Here is a 17,923-nt window from a genome sequence, read left to right on the forward strand (position 1 = left end):
GGATATCGATCCAACAAATCGACGCTGGCTCAGCGCGTTGAGGCGGCGGCTACCGAAAGCGATGGCGCTCACTGCGCGGGCGGCTCCCTCATCGAAGACTTCGGCCTGAGCGTCAATCTAATGCTCGCGTGCTCTGCACGGGTCGTCGTCGGTGGACCGACGGCTGCCTGATGCAATCGATAGAGAAGTCGCCAGGAGTGCCCCCGGTCCTTGGAAGCTGGGGGTTGGCGAAGCGTTAGCTTCGCGGTAGGGTTGGGGTTTAGCGAACTTCAGTATATCGACATCTATGTCTGACGATCTTTGGCTTATCGCACCGGAAGACGCTTATGCGCAGTGGCAACGGGAGGAAGCTACCGGCGCCGATCGCCGCGCGTTCGCCGACCAGTCGATCGTTCAGCACCGGTCAATGTTTTCGCGGTTCAACGATTTTCTGATTGCTCACCGTGCGACTGTGGCCAGCTACGGGGCGGACCACCTCGACGGCTTCTTCACCGTCCTTGCACAGGATTGCGCGCCCGGCACGACCACCCGCCTGCGCTATCTCAAGCTGATCGACCGGTTCACGCGGCACCTCATCAACATCGATTTGCGTGCGGACAATCCGGCCGCGCTGATGCTCATCAATGAGAGCTGGCCAGATGACGAACCGACGCCGATCTATCTCTCGCTAGAAGACGATTTGCGCCTACAGGCCGTCTGCGTCGACACGCAAGGCGCTGCGTTAAGAGAACTGCGGAACATGGCAATCGTTGCGCTCTTTCTCGCCTCGGGTTTGACGGCGGCCGAGTTGAGGCAACTGAGGTCCGATGATCTTGATGTCGCCTACGATCGCCCTACTGTCTTCGTCGACAAACACGGACCTCGCATCGCGCGACGGGTGCCCATCGACCCTTTTGCCGCAAACGTTCTGCGCGCCTACTATGAAGCGCGTCGAAGCATCCAGTGCGTGACGCAATGGTTGTTCATCGCCACCGCGGCAGGAAAACCAATGCAGCCGGACACGATGCTCAAATGCGTGCGTGTCGCTCTTAAGCGGGCCGGCTTGACTGCGGCCGACGAGAGCCCGCGCTTGCTCCGGAACACTTACGGTCGCCGGCACGTCGCAGCAGGCAGGACCAACGAACAGGTGAGCAACCTCATGGGCCTATCCAGCCACCGCACCGCCACTCGCCTTCGTCAAACTCTTGATCCTAATGAGATGCCGGAAGCACAGGCTTAGAAGCCTTTTGATCGGCTTCGGCCAGAAGCGCTCATTCTTAGTCGGTCGCACTTACGCAACTTTTCTCGTTCAGCAAGTAAGCCTGCGACTACGACATAGATTGTGCGTGCTGTGCTCCGAGCAGAGCGGCCCCGGCGTATGCGAAGGGACTCAGACGATGCTACGCAAACGACCTGCCGACGCGGAAACGCATGGGGCCAGCGCGGATTTGACCGCTTCGGGGGATTCAGCGACGCGGTTTTCGCGATCGCACTGACCCTGCTAATTGTCGAGATCAAGGTGCCCGGATCTCCAGAGGGCACGCATGGCTACAGCGACCTCGCAAGCGCCATGGCGGAGCAGTGGCGCGAATTCCATTCCGTGGCCCGAAAGAACTATCGCTACCGAATAATTCCGGGGCAGCTCGCAGCGAGGGCGCGGCAAAGATAGAAAGGAATAGCTATTTTCTAGCTTCGAATGCTCTTCTTCTTTTACCAATTCGAAAAAGGACCGCGGGAGCCGTCGATACGAGGCTAGGTTGATCGCTGCATGATTTGCTTTACGTGGAAACAATGCAGGGTCATTGCCGACGGTGTTCTTTAAGTTATACATTTTGAAAGCGTAAGAGGCATTCGTTCTTAGACGGCATTCTTTTTTGTCGAACATGGACGGTTCGAGGTAGCAATCCCTCGTGCAGTCAAAACGCCGAAAGCGGTGCCAAAAAGAGCCCGCCACCGAGGGCGGGCGAAACTACTGAGAGACAGCAGCCGAGGCGCTGCATCCTCCTATCAACGGCACCAACATTCCAAACTTGAGCAGCTCGTTTTACAAGTTTCAACGGATCGGCTTCAACTGAACGAGACGCCACGTTCAGACAGCGAAAGCGCCGACGATTGGCCAACCCGTCGCTGACAATGTCCATTGACCAGCTCTGGTTCGGTCCCGTTGGCACCGGCAGCGGTTTGCGCTACCGCCGAAGTCAATGCACTCGCATACTCGCGGACTAATGTGTCAAAATCGAGCAGAGCTTCATGCGCTTGACAATGCACAGCGCCAACTATAGGGCGGTGGACCACGCAAATAAGCCGAAATGTTATGGTAGAACATCCAGGCGAGGGTAGTTTAGCCGACTGACAATACATGCTGTCGGAGCAAAAGAGAACCCGCTAATTTGCTAATATTTTTGCCGCCTCCTCCAGTACCTTTGCGGCTCTAGGCGACGAGTGAGCAACGTAATTAGCCCTCATCTTAAGCTGCGCGATTAGCTTTGGACGGTTGTAGGTTTGGCCTCCACTTTTCCACGGGTCTAAGTGCTTTATAGCGTTTTCAGGAAGAATGGCGATTAACTCGGAGACATCTTCGCCATTCTCGCCTTTTGCGGCGAGCCGTTGAAACTCAGCGATGTAAAACTTCAATGCGCTGTCTTCGCGTTCGCTCGTCATTACTTCTCCAATAATGCAACAGCACAGGCTGACTTTCCAGACGAGAGCGCAATCGCAATGCCTACGCAACTGTTCGGCCGGCAGCTCTACATGTGATGCGACGGCTATGCTATGAACTGAAAAAGTTTCGCGAAGGAACTTAAGCTATCGTAAAGATTTTTTCTAGACAAGGACGAACAATCCATGTGGAGATTGCTACTCACGCACTCAGTGATTGTTGAGCGCCGCGATGAATGACGCCCGCGAGATGGAGGCGGGCGTACATCCGTCCTACGTCAGACATCCATTACGGCTTCGACCTATCGTTGGCCGCGTCCTCAAGATCTTCTTTGGCGTCGCCTACATCTTTGCGCACTTCGCCTGCTGCTTGCTGTGCGTCGCCTTTCGCTTCCTGGGCTGGATCATTCGTCATTTTTCCAATGCCCTCATTGATTTTGCCCTTCACCTTCTCCCCTACTCCCTTGACTTGGTCTTCATTCATGGCGTCGCTCCTTTTCGCCGGCAACATGCGGGCATCCACTCTTAGCAAGGAAAGTGCCTCCCACTCTTCACTTTCGAGCTTCAACGAGGATTTCCGCGATATCGTTACCGTCTAAAGTAAGCACATGATACTTCTCACAGAAGCGGTCCGCCATTCTCCATGACGCGTCCGGCTAACATCATGCAGTCGACTTTAAAGGCGCTAGCTGCGAAATTCTGGCTAGAAGTTAATTAAATTTATATCTGAATCGGTATTCCTCCCGTCCAGTAAGCGGGATCAGAAGTAGAATTTCCAGCAAAAGGAGTTCTACGCAATGAAGAAGTCGAAGTTCACGGATAGCCAGAACATGGACGCGCTCAAGCGCGCGGAAGCTGGCGTGACGGTGCCGGAGGTTTGCCGGGAGTTGGGCATCAGCACGGCAACGTTCTACAGCTGGCGCAGCAAGTACGGCGGGATGGACGTGTCGCTGATGGCGCGGATGAAGGAGCTGGAAGCGGAGAATGCGCGACTGCGCAAGATGTACGTCGAAGAGAAGATCAAGGCGGAGGTTGTCGCAGAGGCGCTGGCAAAAAAGACTGAGGCCATCTACTCGCCGCGAGATGGCCAGAGAAGCAGTAGCGAGCCGGGGCGTGTCGATCCGGCTCGCATGCGAGGCATTTGGCATAAGCCAGACGTGCTACCGCTACGAGCGGCAGCGCAATGCAGAGAACGAGCAGATTGCCGACTGGCTGCTACGGCTGACCGACAATCAACGCAATTGGGGCTTTGGGCTGTGTTTTCTGTACCTGCGCAACGTGAAGGGCTTCGGTTGGAACCATAAGCGCGTGTACCGGATTTACCGAGAACTGGAGCTGAACCTGCTCATCAAGCCTCGCAAGCGGCTTGTACGGCAGGCGCCGGAGCCGCTGATCGTGCCGGCGTCGGTGAATGCGGTGTGGTCGATGGACTTCATGCACGACCAGTTGAAGGACGGGCGCAGTATCCGGCTGTTCAACGTGATCGACGACTTTAACCGCGAAGCGTTGGGCATCGAGATCGACTTCTCGTTACCCTCGGAACGTGTCATCCGGGCCTTGGAGCAAATCATCGGCTGGAGAGGAAAGCCGTTGGCGATACGGTGCGATAACGGTCCGGAGTACCTCAGTGATGCGATCACGCAATGGGCTGCAAGGCTTGGCATCGCCTTGAACCACATTCAGCCTGGCAAGCCGCAGCAGAACGCCTATGTGGAGAGATTCAACCGGACGGTGCGCTATGAATGGCTGTCGCAATACTACTGGGACGACCTCGCGCACGTGCAGCACTTCGCAACCGAATGGATGTGGCAATACAATCACGAGCGCCCGAACATGGGCCTTGGCGGCATGACGCCAAAACAGTGGCTTATCGCCGCCGCATAGCCTCTACTTCTGACTCGCGTTAAAAGTGGGGGGATTACCCAGGCGTCGCCATCCTGTGACGGCGTCTTTTTATTATTGGATAAGGGACATGCTGTCGGAAAGAAATACTGCCAAGAAAACACTCAACTAACGCAAACTTCGCGTTTTCAGTATCAGCTTCAGAAAGTATCGGTCGTTAAGCATATTCGGGTACAGCCGCGGGCCGTATTGCGAGAAAGTGGCAAATAACCACCTAGATTAAGTACTTCCCCTGAGAGAAAAGATGCTCCACAATCTAAGCGTCAAAAGTAAGCTGGCATACGCGTTCTCGGTTCTGACTGTCATGGTGGTCTGTATTTCGATCAACTCCATTTACGCGCTCAATCAGTCACGACAAGCATTCGAGTCTTATTTGGAAGGTGTTAATGCGCGCGCAAACGTTGCCGCACAACTACGCGCGGCGGTCGACCGACGCGCCATCGCCGCGCGCAATATTGTGTTAGTCACCACCGCGTCTGATCTTGCACTGGAGAAGACGGATGTCGTCGCGGCCCATTCCGACGTTCAGGCACATCTGACGGAACTCAAGCGGCTGGTTGCGAGACCCGATGCATTGGATCAGGCCCGCGCACTCGTTGGCCGTATTGATAAGATTGAGCAGGCTTATGCCCCTGTCGCTACTGCGATCTTGGAGCTTGAGAATGCAGGTCGTCGGGACGCGGCGATTGCGAAAATGAACGCAGAGTGCCGCCCCTTGCTTGCCAAGCTGACCCATGCCACAGACGAGTATGCGGCGCTCACGCGACAAAAAGAAGCTGAGATCGCAGCCGATTATGATCAGCAGTACGTCCTGACCCGCAATATCCAGCTCGGCGTTTGTCTCGCCGCCATTCTGCTGGCGATCGGTGCAGCAGCGGCCATCACCCGCTCGATTGTCGAGCCTCTCAAGCGCGCGGTTCAGACGGCCAACGCGGTCGCGCAAGGCGACTTACGAACGACCTTGCATGTTTCAGGTCGCGACGAGACGGCGTCGCTGTTGCGGGCGCTCCAACAGATGAATGATCGATTGACCGCAACAATCGGCCAAGTACGAGAAAGCAGCACCGCTGTCGAATGCGCTGCAAGGGAGATTGCCACCGGCAACACTGACCTCAGCCAACGCACCGAGGAGCAGGCTGCATCGCTGGAAGAAACCGCTGCCAGCATGGAACAACTTAATTCGGCCGTTAAAAGCAACTCCGAAAGCGCCTCACATGCGGCATCGCTCGCGGGCAACGCTTTCGACATCGCTCGACGAGGAAACGCAGTGGTTGGCCGCGTGGTTGAAACGATGAACGGCATCAGCGACAGCTCGACCGAGATCGCCAACATCACCGCAATCATTGAGGGCATCGCATTCCAGACGAATATCCTGGCGTTGAATGCGGCAGTAGAAGCGGCGCGTGCCGGCGAACAAGGGCGCGGCTTTGCGGTCGTCGCCAGCGAGGTTCGAACACTCGCTCAACGCTCGTCAAGCGCCGCCAAGGACATCAAGATCTTGATCGAGAACTCGGTCCAAAAAGTTCAGGACGGAGCGCTCCTTGCAAGCGATGCGGGGCGGACGATGGCTGAAGTGACCGCTGCTGTGACCAAAGTGACTGACATCATGCAGGAAATTGCTGCGGCGTCAGGCGAACAAAGTCGCGGCATCGAACAAGTGAATCAGGCCATCGTGCAAATGGATCAGGTCACCCAGCAAAACGCCGCTCTGGTTGAGGAGGCGGCGGCCGCCGCTCAGGCGCTTCATGATCAAGGGATACACCTTACCGCCGCGGTTGCTTTCTTTTCCATCAGCGACGCCTAAACGGTTTCGGCGCGCCGACTTGCACTTAGACCTCTTCGGTTGGCTTTTGCCACTCGTCCGAAGAAGACAGGCTGACGCACGGTTTAACCCTCAAGTTCCATCCCGGCCTGCCGTCATCTTTTAGGGATGTTCAATTTTCGGCCATGACAACACGTCCGGGCCATCTAACCAAACTAAGGAGCATCCGAGGGAGCACCGGCGCTATCACCGATCGAAAGTAAGGCAATTCCGATGTCGGGCGAGAGGGCGATACTCCGTTGGCATGAATAAGCAATGATCGCACCGCCCTACCCTCTCGATGAAGATGCTCGACTAAGAACACTACATTCCGCGTGTGTGCTAGATACACCGCCCGATTCGTTTTTTGACGACATAACTCGCCTTGCCTCCGACATTTTCGACGTGCCGATCTCGCTGGTGACTTTAGTGGACGCGGACCGCCAGTGGTTCAAATCGCGTGTCGGCATGCCAGTGGCCGAGACATCAAGGGAGACATCATTTTGTGCCCATGCGATCTTGTCCCGGGAACCGATGGTGGTGCTCGACACCCATCATGACGATCGTTTTCATGACAATCCGCTAGTAGCCGGCGCGCCGTTCATTCGGTTCTACGCGGGTGCGCCGCTCACAACAAACAACGGCCACGCTGTTGGAACGTTGTGCATCATTGGTACACGGCCCCGGGCGTCTTTCAGTGTTCGGGAGAGGTCCCACCTTTCAGCGTTGGCCAACTTAATCGCGCAGCGCATAGACGCATTGCGCTCGACGGCTTGCCGAGACAAGGTGACCGGACTTCCAAATCTGACACGATTCTTAGATGATCTAGCACTTTTCGATGAGCAGTGCGAAGCCGATGTAGAGACAACTACGCGGGCAGTGCTCATTGATGTATGCACGCTGGACTATATCAACCGCATGGTCATTGCTATCGGGCTGGAGTCCATTAATGCCGTGGCGGTCGATACCACAAAAAGGCTCACGGCCGCGCTCGGCCCAGGCATGACGCTCTATCGAATCGGCTATGCGCGATATGGTCTCGTTACGAAGGCGTCCTGCAAAGAGATTGAAAAACTTCTTGACCGCGTCACCCGCGCGTTCGAACGACCTTTGACCGTTGCTGCGGATCTGCCCATCGATGTCACGCCTTCGATTGGGGTCGTTCGACTTGTTGAAGCCGCTAACCCCTCCGACTTGATCGCTGCGTTGATTTTCGCTGTAGAGCGTGCGCGTGATGAGCAAAAGCAAGCGGTGTACTACGACTCGGAAATGGGCCGTCATCGCAACCGTGCGTTTCTCCTTATTAACTCGTTTAAGGATGCGCTTTCGAAAAATCAACTGCGCCTCGTCTATCAGCCCCGCATGCGGTTGAGCGATGGAGTCTGCCTGGGCGCAGAAGCATTGGTTCGTTGGCGGCATCCCCAACTTGGCGACATTTCTCCGGGCGAATTTATTCCACTTGTCGAGAACACAGCGCTCGTCAACACACTGACTGATTGGGTGCTCGCAACTGCCGTAAGACAGCTTGCGATGTGGCAATCGAGCCATCCGACAATTCGATTATCGCTCAATGCTGTGGGATCGGACCTGACGCGTGACGGATTCGTTCCGTTGGTCGAATCCACGCTTAAAAGCTTTCGGGTGAACCCTCATCTATTGGAGATCGAAGTAACGGAAGGCTCGCTCATGCGACATTCCGATCGCAGCGCCTTGGCGGTAAGTCAGCTTCGAGAGCTCGGCGTGACGCTTGCGATCGACGATTTCGGGTCCGGATTCAGCAACCTTGCGCAACTCAGCCATCTCGACGTGGCTACCGTGAAGATAGACCAGGCGCTTGTCAGAGCGGTCTCCGATAGCCCACGTGACGCGACCATTGTTCGCACGGTGATCCGTCTCGTTCATGAGTTAGGCTTCACGGCTGTCGCCGAAGGGGTAGAAACCGCCGAAATACTTGGAAAGGTCCGAGAGTGGGGATGCGACGAAGTTCAAGGGTACTTTACTGGTCGGCCAATGGAGGCGGACATGTTTTCGGTGTGGCTTGAGATCGAACAAACTGCCTTTTACCTATAACATCTTTTGACATCTGACTCAAACTAAACTTATCCAGCGTGTCGGCGCGACCTTCAGGTTGTCGCGTACGTGGTGGCCGAGAAACGGCTTGTCGCAATAAGCGTCACGTCGGCTATCATGTGACCCCAGCACTACGAACGATTGGACGCTTGATGACGGCTCGGAATCCGGCCTTGGTACGAGACCGATCAAGATTCGCCAGAAGAAGTATCTGAACAATGTTATCGAGCAAGATCATCGGGCAGTCAAGCGACGCACGCGGCCTATGCTTGCCTTCAAGAAGTTCCGTTGTGCCTGGATACTGCTGAGCGGCATCGAGCTCATGCACATGATCGCCAAAGGCCAAATGCAAGCACGGGGCGTCGGATGCTCTCATGCCCAGCAGTTTTACTCACTGGCAACATAAGCAATCCTACTGATACTGTAGTCAATTCGCGATCTCGCTCTGTCCGCGACAAAGCCGTCCACGGTCGTGCACAGGGCGTTGCAAAGGTAACGAGGATGCTTAAGCGAGTGCTCAGATGCATTGCATAGTTTAAGGCTGCATACTTCGCCGGAGAGCGCAGATTCGCCACCTCCGCACAGGTCAATCAGTTTGGATCATCGAGGTGAATAGTTGAATTGCGACGGTTCGCTGCAACCAGTCAGCCGAGCAACGAATGCAGTTCGTACCGCATTAGATCGTGAGCCGACGGCGCAAGCGTTTCGTACGCTGCTTTGAGGTCAACGAATTCTTTGCCCTCTTCAGCATTCGCGAACGCATGCAGCTGCCCGATCGAAACGACGGGCAAGAGAATCACTTAATCAACTTGATCAACGACCGACAACATGAATTTTCGGCCGTCGGCCACCTTGCCATTTGCCGCTTGCATCTTTAGCGATCGGGAGTGTTGGCGTCGAAGCGATGTCGAGCGAGTGGTTCACGCGGCTGTCCGTAACATTGCCTGGCGCATTACGTCAGCAAGTTCGGCCGCAACAAACTTCGATACATAAGCGTTTGCACCTACCTTTCGCACGTGCTGTTCATTCGCGGATCCCGACAATGAAGAGTGAATGACCACGGGGATCATCTGCAACGCAGCGGCCGCTTTAATTTTGCGGGTAAGCGTGAAGCCGTCCATTTCCGGCATTTCAAGGTCGGTAAGCACTAATGCAATGTCATCCGTGACCTTCCTACCCTCCTTCGCCGCTTTTGCGCCTGCCTTCTCCAGCAGTTCCCACGCTTCCTGGCCCGTCTTGGCTATAATGAACGGTACCCCCATTGACTTCAGGCTCTCTTCGATAAGGGCGCGTGCAACGCCGGAGTCGTCTGCGGCAAGTACTCGTGCGCCCGGCGGCAGCGTCAAGCGTCCAGTGTTCTGCTCATTGATCTCCGGTTCGCTCGCAGGCAGCGCGTCGCGAAGAATTTGCTCGACATCAAGGACCTGCGCAAGCCGACCGCCCGCGTGGGCATCCAGGCGCGCGATGCTCGTCACTGCTTTACCGCTGGAGTGACCCTCTGCCGAAAGCACTCGATTCCACTCGAGGCGCACGATATCGTCAACCTCTTCGACGGCGAAGCCCTGCGTCGTGCGAGCGAACTCCGTCACCAAGAGAATACGGCTTCCCTCGCGTGGGGTACATCCCGTGACGCGTGCGAGGTCGATGACCGGGATGATTTCGCCGCGTACGTCCGCCACGCCGAGAATTTTGTTGGACGAGCCCGCCAGTTCCGTGAGCGTCGGCATTGTCACGATCTCCCGAACCTTAAAAACGTTGATGCCATAGAGCTCGCGAGCGCCGGTACCAGGCGTTGCGCCGAGTCGAAAAAGCAACAATTCGAACATGTTGCTGCCCGCTAAACGGACTCTTTGTTCAATATCATGCTGATCATTGTTCATCTGTTTCCACCATCGACGGTTACCATACATGGCTAACGGCTTCGTCACGATGTTTCTGAAGAAAGCAGTAGTCGCGTTGTCGGTTTGGACAGGTTGAGAGGTAATGTTTACGGTCTGGTGCTCGTCTACAACCGCTACTGTGATCTCCTGGTCTTGCGCCGCGCGCGCGGACCTGGAATAGCTGCGCAAGGCGACGCATGATGCAGCGAGCATGGATTTACACCGAGCATCACGCAACGGGCCGATGACGTGCAATCTGTCCTGCATCGGTCGCGGCAGGAGTCGGCGTTGCATTCGTTTCTTCGGAGCTCAACATCTGCTCCGTAATGCCGCCGTCCAGCCGCCTCAAAACCGGTTACGTCTCAGTTTGCCCGTTCGTGCGGACTGCGCTGTAAGTCATTTAATCTTTTCTCGATTGTCAACGCTTGTTCCTTGGGGGCAACCTTGATGCCCCGTGGCCGGCCGCTTCTCGCCGCTTGCCGACGTTCGTACCCAAACATCGATCGAGCGCTTCTCTGTGCACGCCCTTTCGTAACCTTTCTGAGCCGCCGCTTCGCGCCGAAGGGATTGTTCGCACAGCTCTCCTGCGCGAGCAGCTTGACTAGTCTGCAGTAGCTGTTGACGTCCAATTCTGCTACTCATGTTCGTTGATAACGCTAATGGGAAAAAAGAAGTCCGGAGGGTACGCACGGTCGTCTGGTGGCTTCGAACCTTATGTGCGGTTGCGCGGCTCGCCGGGAACCGTAGATTGAGCTCCTGCACTGACTGCTGCCTGTGCAACACCTGCCATGGCGGCTGTGAACGGGCGCCGATTGGCTAAAGATCAACTGATTGCTGAGCGGCGCAGTTAATAGCGCGGTTGAACTTCGTCCAGTGGATTCGTCAATCGACTGTCGCAAGCATCATCTACCATGCTCAACCCTCGCTCGAAAGCCGAGCGATATACCCGATCGATACCCGGTTCGGTAACGAGGGAGAGCGTGGGCAAGTGATACCCGTCAGCGCTAATTATCCGAAGAAGAACAGGGCAGCGGTTGCCGTCAGCAGCTGGCTGTTCAGTGATGAGTAGTCGATGAAGCCGGTAGCGGATTTCCATTATCGTTCTCGGTTGCAGAAGTAATGCGGCATGGCATCAAACTAGCACGCCGCACGACCGGCCGTCGCGAACAATCCGCTCTACGCATCAAGCTAGAGGCGGAGTGGACAGACCGTCGCGCCGTGTCGACCGGATGATACGTGCAGCGCAGACTTCCGGATGCCACTCCCCGCGAAGTAGTGGAATCTCACGACGCGTCGTCCGCGTGGTACCGCCCTCACAAAGTGTTTCTCCATTTTTCGCGACTATTTACATATAGCTTGCAGGGGCTGCTGCATAGGTCTACCAATTCAAAACAGACCTTAGGTCGCTATGATGCAGCACTATGCTCTTTTCAGCGATCTTTCTGCCCGTCGATGGATTCGGCGGTGCCTGATTATTCCAGGCAATCAAAAACGCGGCGAACGCCTCCGCCCGCATTGGCCGACTGATGTAATAGCCTTGAATACTCGTACAACCTTCTGAGACCGCAAAGGCATACTGTTCAGCGGTTTCGACACCTTCCACAGTCACCAGCAAACCAAGACACGTGCTCATCGTAATGATGGCTCGAGCGATCGCGACGCTCTCCGCATCGGACGGAATGCCGCGTACGAACGATCGGTCGATCTTCAATCGATCGAAAGGAAATCTGCGCAAATAGCTGAGGGACGAGTAACCGGTTCCGAAGTCATCCATTGAAACGCGAACACCCATGCTGCGCAGGCGGTTGAGCGTTTCGAGCGTCGCGCCCGTATCGGCAAGCAGCACGCCTTCCGTCACCTCCACTTCGAGTCGCTGCGGAAGAAGATGTGCATCCTCGATAGCCGATGCCACGATCGACGCAATCGACTTGTCGTGAAATTGCGCAGGCGACAGATTGACCGCCAAGCCAATCTCAGGCGGCCAGGTTGCAGCCTCGGCACACGCAGTCTTTAGCACAAAAGTCCCGAGCGGCACGATCAGCCCCGTCTCCTCCGCAAGACTAATAAAGGTGGCGGGGGCGATAAGTCCAAGCGATGGATGCCGCCAGCGCACCAAGGCTTCGGCTGACGTAATACGGCCTGATGCCGCATCGACGAGCGGTTGATAATGAACTTCGAGTTGACCACTCGACAATGCTATGCGAAGACCCGCTTCAAGGCTCTGCCGTTCTTGAAGCCGCTCATGCAGGATCTTCTCAAAACGCCGAACCGTCCCCTTGCCTTCGCTCTTCGCGAGATACATTGCGAGATCGGCATTGCGCAGCAGCGACGAGGGGTCGCCGCCGTCTTCGGGGAACAACGCAAGCCCGACGCTTGCACCGATATGAATTGTTCTACCATCGATATCAAACGGCCGCGCACCAAGTTGCTCGACGACCTTGCTCGCGATATCAAACGCGGATACATCGCTGACGTCGCCGGTAAGCATCACGACGAATTCATCGCCCCCGAGCCGCGCGACGATACCTCTGTCTTTGACGAGCGTCGAAAGTCGAATGGAGACGTCTTGCAGCACGGCGTCGCCTACCGCATGACCGAGGGTATCGTTCACTATCTTGAAGCTATCTAGGTCGATGAGCAGTATTGCGAGGCCCTGGTCGGTGCGTCGTTCGGTGCACGTATGCCGCTCCAGCAACTCGGTGAACTTTGTGCGGTTGTGCAAGCCCGTCAGCGGATCGGCAAACGCGAGTCGGCGCATCTTTTCTTCGGTGCGCAGCCTTTCGCGCTGATCGCGCACTGCGATGACCGTCTGTACACTGTGCCCAAGTGGAACCGTGGAGCGCAGCACGCGCACTGGAACGATGATCCCGTCTACGCCAATGAGATTCGCTTCGCGCTCTTCATTCTCTAAAAGCGTGGTGAGTTCGAGCGCCGGCAGAAGCCGGCTGACTTCGCTTCCCGTCAGATCGTCCTGCTTCAAACCTGACAGGCGCTCTATGCTCCGGTTTGCCGCGATGATTATGTTGTTCTGCGTAATCAACAGCCCTTCAAGCGCAACATCCGCGAGATCACGCAACCTCTTCCTGTCTTGACGGATTCTGGCTGTAGCTGCAAGATCGAAGCGCCAGCCCAGAAAAGCAAGCGCGATCAACGCCAAAGAAATCCCTGCAACGATTGGTGTGATCGTCTGCGGCGCAACGGCATCCGACGGAAACTCGATGCTGGGGTCTTGTTGCAAGGTCATCGCCGCCATGCCGCAAAAGTGCAATATGGCGATGCCCAAAAGCATCAACGGCGCGGCACATGTTTGCCATGTCCTATTGCGGCTTGCGATCGCCATCATCGAGAACCCGAAGATCGGCAGGCTCACAATGATCGATGGAATGACCAGAGTAAGATCCCATCTGATCGTTCCTTGCACCAGATACGCGCTTTGTCCTACATAATGCAACGCCGCGACGCCCACGCCGATAATCACTCCCGCTGCGAATTGCCTTGGACCGCGACGGCTGCTGAGAGACACGACTACGCCCCCGCCGATACCTACGACCGCGCATGTCAGCGAGATCGCCGTGAGAACAGGTTCGAACGCCACCCGCATATTAGGCTGATAGGCAAGCAAGACGATAAAGTGCGTCGCCCACGCTGTGCAGCCGCTCGACAGCACGCTCGTCGAACCCCACCGGATGCGCACCGCGCCGCTCGATCGCGCGGCGTGACGTGCAATCGCGATCGACGCATAAATGCCGACGGCGCACACGAGGGCGGCGAGAAGCATCGTGTGGCGATCGTGCGCATCGACGATGCAGTCGAGGATTTGTGCGACTAGGGAGTGTCGCAAATGGTTATGCATCCATTATCCTTATTACTGGTATCGTGAGGCAGAAGGCGCTGTCGCAATCGTGCTTCCATCGCGTCGGCCGTCAGGGGTTTGTCAAACAGGAACCCCTGTCCGATCACACAACCACTCTCCGTTAGAAAGTCGCGCTGTTCGACGGTCTCGACCCCTTCTGCAACGATCTGAAACCCAAGTGCGTCCGCCAGTGTGATCACCGCCTTGATGATCGCCTCGCCGCGCGGCGCCACACCGATTGCCTGAACGAACTTCTGATCGATCTTGATTCGGTCGATGTCGAAGCGCTGCAACGAAGCGAGACTCGAATACCCCGTCCCGAAGTCGTCGATCGCGATCGATACCCCGACTTCGTTTAGCCTTTCGAGCGTCTGCTCGACTGTATCGATATCGCGTATCAACGCGCCTTCAGTCAGTTCGAGTTCCAGCCATTGTGGCGGGAACTCGTGCAAGGTCAGTGAGCGCTGAACTCGTTCTAGAAAGCGCGGCTCTTCGAGCTGAACAGGAGAGACATTCACGCCGATGCGCATGGGCGGCAATCCCGCATCGAGCCATCTTCGTCCCTGTTCAAGCGCTTCGGCCAGCACCCATTCGCCGATCGCATGAATCTGCCCGTCGGACTCAGCGATAGGGATGAACGTCGTCGGGGAAATGCTGCCGAGCAACGGATCGTTCCACCGTATCAAAGCCTCCGCGCCGATGATATGCCCCGAACCCATATCGACTTGCGGTTGATACAGCAACTCGAACGCGTTGATCGATCGGGCCGTTTGCAGGCGTGCGGTGAGATTGAGGCGTCGGGCAGCGGCAAGATGCAACTGCTCGTTAAATTGTACGATGCGATTGCGCCCGCCCGCCTTTGCGGCGTACATGGCGACATCAGCGCGACTCAGCAGCGCCTGAGGATCATTGCCGTGATCCGGGAACGTGCTGATGCCGATGCTCGCACGCACTTGTATCACCTGCCCCGCGAGGGTGACCGGCTGATTGATCACCTCGATGACCTTGCCCGCCAGACCCCTGACGGCTTCCACAGGCGAGCGGATGGACACGATAACGAACTCGTCGCCGCCATACCGGGCGATGTCTTCGGTGGCATCGTCCGTTGCGTCCCGCAGTCTCGACGCAACAATCGTCAAAAGCTGATCGCCGACGCGATGCCCGAGCGAGTCGTTGACGATTTTGAAATCGTCGAGATCGATAAAGAGCACGTTGAGCAATTGACGCTTGCCGCGTTGGGAATCGAGCAGAAGACCCAGTTGGGAACTCAACGTGCCCCGGTTCAGCAAACCGGTCAGGGGATCATGCTCGCTCAGGCTTCTCAATGCTTTCGATCGCTCCGCGAGCTTCAATGCGGTGCGATAACTCGCCAACCCGAGCGCCAAGGGATACACCACGAGCATGGGCAAACAGGCCAACAACGTCGGTGCATCGGGAATCCACTCTGGCTCCATCCGCCCGCCAAAAGCGGCTGCCCCGATCAACGTCCCCAAGGCGCACGACAGGAACCCCTTGGCCAACTGGCGCCAACCGCCTGCTGCTACATTGTTCATCATGAACATGAGCAGGACAAGGGTGCTGGGAAGCCACGTGAAACTCATTGCTGCAACAGACGTTCCGCTCACGAAATCGTCCACATACATGTTGATTCTTTCCGCATTTGCCGGCGTGCGCGACCGGCGCGCCAACAGGTATGCGATGTGTGGCCAGACGACGCAATACACCGCAATATAGGCCTTCACCGCATACGACGAATGCTCGCGCCAAAGGATCATCTGGACGAAAACCAGCCCAAGGGTGAGTCCTACAGTCCGCAACACATAAGCGCGTCTTGCAAAGCCGCGCCCACGTGCATAATCCGATCTACGAGCATTCATGTGCGACGTCCGTCAGGAGACGAATTTCTGTCGATTAAAAGGTCTGCCATTCGCCCGACGCAGGTCCCGTCACACGAGCCGGTGTTGCGGTAGCGCGAGGCGCGGCGTTCGCGCGTTCCGCACGTTGCGTTCGTTTTGGCTCCAGCTTTCGATTTGTCTCGACTCGAATGCCCACGTCCCTTTGCGGACTGCCACTCAGACGGAACACGGAAACCAGATCGCGAAGCGCACCGGATTGTTGCGCCATCGACTGCGCCGCGGCGCTCGCCTGTTCGACCAGCGCGGCATTCTGTTGCGTCACTTCATCCATCTGCGATACAGCGACATTGACCTGCTCGATGCCCGTATGCTGTTCGGATGACGCGGCCGAAATCTCGCCCATCAGATCGGCGACGCGCTTCACCGACTGCACGACTTCGCTCATCGTCCGTCCCGCTTCTTCGACAAGTTCCGCTCCCACGCTGACCTTGGCGACCGATTCGCCAATCAGGTCCTTAATCTCCTTCGCGGCCGCAGCGCTTCGCTGCGCGAGCGTGCGCACTTCGCCGGCGACGACGGCAAAGCCGCGCCCTTCCTCACCCGCTCTCGCCGCTTCCACGGCAGCATTCAGCGCAAGAATATTGGTCTGAAACGCGATTCCCTCAATCACCGCGATGATCTCCGCCACCCTCGCGGAGCTCGTGCTGATGTCCTTCATCGTATCGACGACACGGCTCACGACCGCACCGCCGCGCACCGCTACCTCGGACGCGTTCGCTGCAAGTGTGTTGCCTTGCTGCGCGTTTTCCGTGTTCTGCTTCACGGTCGATGTCAGTTGCTCCATACTCGCAGCCGTTTGCTGAAGCGATGCCGCTTGCTCTTCCGTGCGCTGACTCAAATCGGTGTTGCCCGACGCGATCTCGGCGGAAGCCGTCGCAATGTTCTCGCTACCATTCCGGACACGGCCGACGATATCGACGAGCCGTTCGTTCATGTTGCGCAGTGCCTGAAGCAGTTGACCCGTTTCGTCCTTGCTGTCATCGACGATATGCGACGTCAAATCACCTTGAGCGACCGTCTCGGCGACTTCGAGCGAACGGCGGATTGGCACCAAGATCGAACGCGTGATCGAGAATCCGATCGCGATGCTGAGCGCAATGGCAAACGAGGCAAGGACTGAAGTGACGATCAGCGTGCGGTGATAGTCGGCTGCAGCCGTTTCGGCCGATTCGCGCGCCCCCTTGGTATTGAGCGCGATATCACGATCGATCAATGTCGATACCGCCACAAACAAAGGTGCCGATTCATTCGCGGCAGCTTCACGCGCGGCAGTGAAGTGGTCATCGCCGGCATCGTTCAACGCATTGATCTTGTTGTCCGCGACGAGGTATGCAGCCCAAGCCGTGTTGAAGTCGTCGAAGAGTTGCTTCTCTTCTGCGTTGGAGATCAAGGGCTGATAAGCCGTCATCGCGCGATCGAGCGTCGCCAGACCTTCACGACGCTTCTGCACTTGCGCTGCCTTTTCCTGTGCATTGGTCGCCAGCAGCGCGCCCATCGAGCCGCGTCTTACCGCATTCGTTCCGGAGCGGATATCCCCAAGCGTGAGCACGCTCGGCAGCCAGTCGTTTGCGAGTTCCGCCGTTCCCTTGTAGACCTGCGAGACCTGAAAAAGGGCCAGTCCACTAATCAAGCAAAGCGCCATCAGCGTCAATCCGAAGCCGATGCCCAGCTTCGCCCCAATTCTTATATTTCGTAAAGCTCTCATGTCGTGGTCCGTTTCGTCGTTGTCGTTGTCGCGTTGAAGACTCGGCCCATGCCGGACGATCCTAATACGCGCCATGACTCCCCTTACGGCAGCACTCCGGCGAACTTAAGTTTTTTCCAAATTTTTAACGTTTGCCGGTAAAGTCACCGCTGAAAGCAT

11 protein-coding genes and 2 pseudogenes are annotated in these 17,923 nt (G+C 56.7%); 6 read left to right on the top strand and 7 right to left on the bottom strand.

Annotation, left to right across the window (positions count from 1 at the left end):
- Nucleotides 1–286: 286 nt before the first annotated feature.
- Together P9292_RS00710 and P9292_RS00715 are read left to right on the top strand one after the other, a co-directional pair.
- On the top strand, nucleotides 287–1,219 hold the full coding sequence (locus P9292_RS00710) for a site-specific integrase (RefSeq protein WP_309852594.1): 933 nt from the start codon (nucleotides 287–289) through the stop codon (nucleotides 1,217–1,219).
- 138 nt (nucleotides 1,220–1,357) lie between these two features.
- A complete protein-coding gene (locus P9292_RS00715) occupies nucleotides 1,358–1,648 on the top strand; it encodes a TMEM175 family protein (RefSeq protein WP_309852591.1) in 291 nt (96 codons plus the stop codon).
- A gap of 716 nt (nucleotides 1,649–2,364) precedes the next feature.
- On the opposite strand, the gene P9292_RS00720 is transcribed toward P9292_RS00715, so the two are convergent.
- Entirely contained in the window at nucleotides 2,365–2,640 is a 276-nt protein-coding gene (locus tag P9292_RS00720; protein WP_309852588.1) for a hypothetical protein, read from the bottom strand.
- 286 nt (nucleotides 2,641–2,926) lie between these two features.
- The gene (locus tag P9292_RS00725; protein WP_309852586.1) at nucleotides 2,927–3,121 is read right to left on the bottom strand and encodes a CsbD family protein; all 195 of its coding nucleotides are present in this window, start codon (nucleotides 3,119–3,121) and stop codon (nucleotides 2,927–2,929) included.
- Between the two features lie 313 nt (nucleotides 3,122–3,434).
- Between P9292_RS00725 and P9292_RS00730 the strand changes: the two genes are divergently transcribed.
- From P9292_RS00730 to P9292_RS00745, 4 genes and pseudogenes are all read left to right on the top strand, one after another.
- Nucleotides 3,435–4,521, top strand: a protein-coding gene (locus tag P9292_RS00730) for an IS3 family transposase (protein WP_309852583.1) whose coding sequence is annotated in 2 segments (ribosomal slippage) — nucleotides 3,435–3,697 and nucleotides 3,696–4,521 — 1,089 coding nt in all. Because the reading frame shifts where the segments join, the coding sequence is not laid out codon by codon here.
- Between the two features lie 262 nt (nucleotides 4,522–4,783).
- A complete protein-coding gene (locus P9292_RS00735) occupies nucleotides 4,784–6,343 on the top strand; it encodes a methyl-accepting chemotaxis protein (RefSeq protein WP_309852580.1) in 1,560 nt (519 codons plus the stop codon).
- Nucleotides 6,344–6,616: 273 nt separating this feature from the next.
- On the top strand, nucleotides 6,617–8,410 hold the full coding sequence (locus P9292_RS00740; RefSeq protein ID WP_309852577.1) for a sensor domain-containing phosphodiesterase: 1,794 nt from the start codon (nucleotides 6,617–6,619) through the stop codon (nucleotides 8,408–8,410).
- A gap of 166 nt (nucleotides 8,411–8,576) precedes the next feature.
- Nucleotides 8,577–8,816, top strand: a pseudogene (locus P9292_RS00745) (DDE-type integrase/transposase/recombinase); the annotation flags it as partial.
- 514 nt (nucleotides 8,817–9,330) lie between these two features.
- Here P9292_RS00745 and P9292_RS00750 read toward each other — a convergent pair.
- The 5 genes and pseudogenes from P9292_RS00750 to P9292_RS00765 all read right to left on the bottom strand — a co-directional run bounded on the left by P9292_RS00750 (nucleotide 9,331) and on the right by P9292_RS00765 (nucleotide 17,764).
- The gene (locus P9292_RS00750) at nucleotides 9,331–10,290 is read right to left on the bottom strand and encodes a chemotaxis protein (RefSeq protein ID WP_309852653.1); all 960 of its coding nucleotides are present in this window, start codon (nucleotides 10,288–10,290) and stop codon (nucleotides 9,331–9,333) included.
- A 1,378-nt stretch (nucleotides 10,291–11,668) separates the two neighbouring features.
- Nucleotides 11,669–13,768 carry an EAL domain-containing protein gene (locus P9292_RS00755; protein ID WP_309957796.1) on the bottom strand — a complete coding sequence of 700 codons (2,100 nt, stop codon included), beginning with the start codon at nucleotides 13,766–13,768 and terminating at the stop codon, nucleotides 11,669–11,671.
- Nucleotides 13,769–13,780: 12 nt separating this feature from the next.
- Nucleotides 13,781–14,143: pseudogene (locus P9292_RS43045) on the bottom strand (MHYT domain-containing protein); the annotation flags it as partial.
- On the bottom strand, nucleotides 14,116–16,020 hold the full coding sequence (locus P9292_RS00760) for an EAL domain-containing protein (RefSeq protein WP_309852571.1): 1,905 nt from the start codon (nucleotides 16,018–16,020) through the stop codon (nucleotides 14,116–14,118). The pseudogene P9292_RS43045 and the gene P9292_RS00760, both read right to left, overlap by 28 nt.
- A gap of 34 nt (nucleotides 16,021–16,054) precedes the next feature.
- Nucleotides 16,055–17,764 carry a methyl-accepting chemotaxis protein gene (locus tag P9292_RS00765; protein WP_309852568.1) on the bottom strand — a complete coding sequence of 570 codons (1,710 nt, stop codon included), beginning with the start codon at nucleotides 17,762–17,764 and terminating at the stop codon, nucleotides 16,055–16,057.
- Nucleotides 17,765–17,923 lie beyond the last annotated feature (159 nt).

This window comes from Caballeronia sp. LZ001 (assembly GCF_031450875.1).
Lineage (GTDB): Bacteria > Pseudomonadota > Gammaproteobacteria > Burkholderiales > Burkholderiaceae > Caballeronia.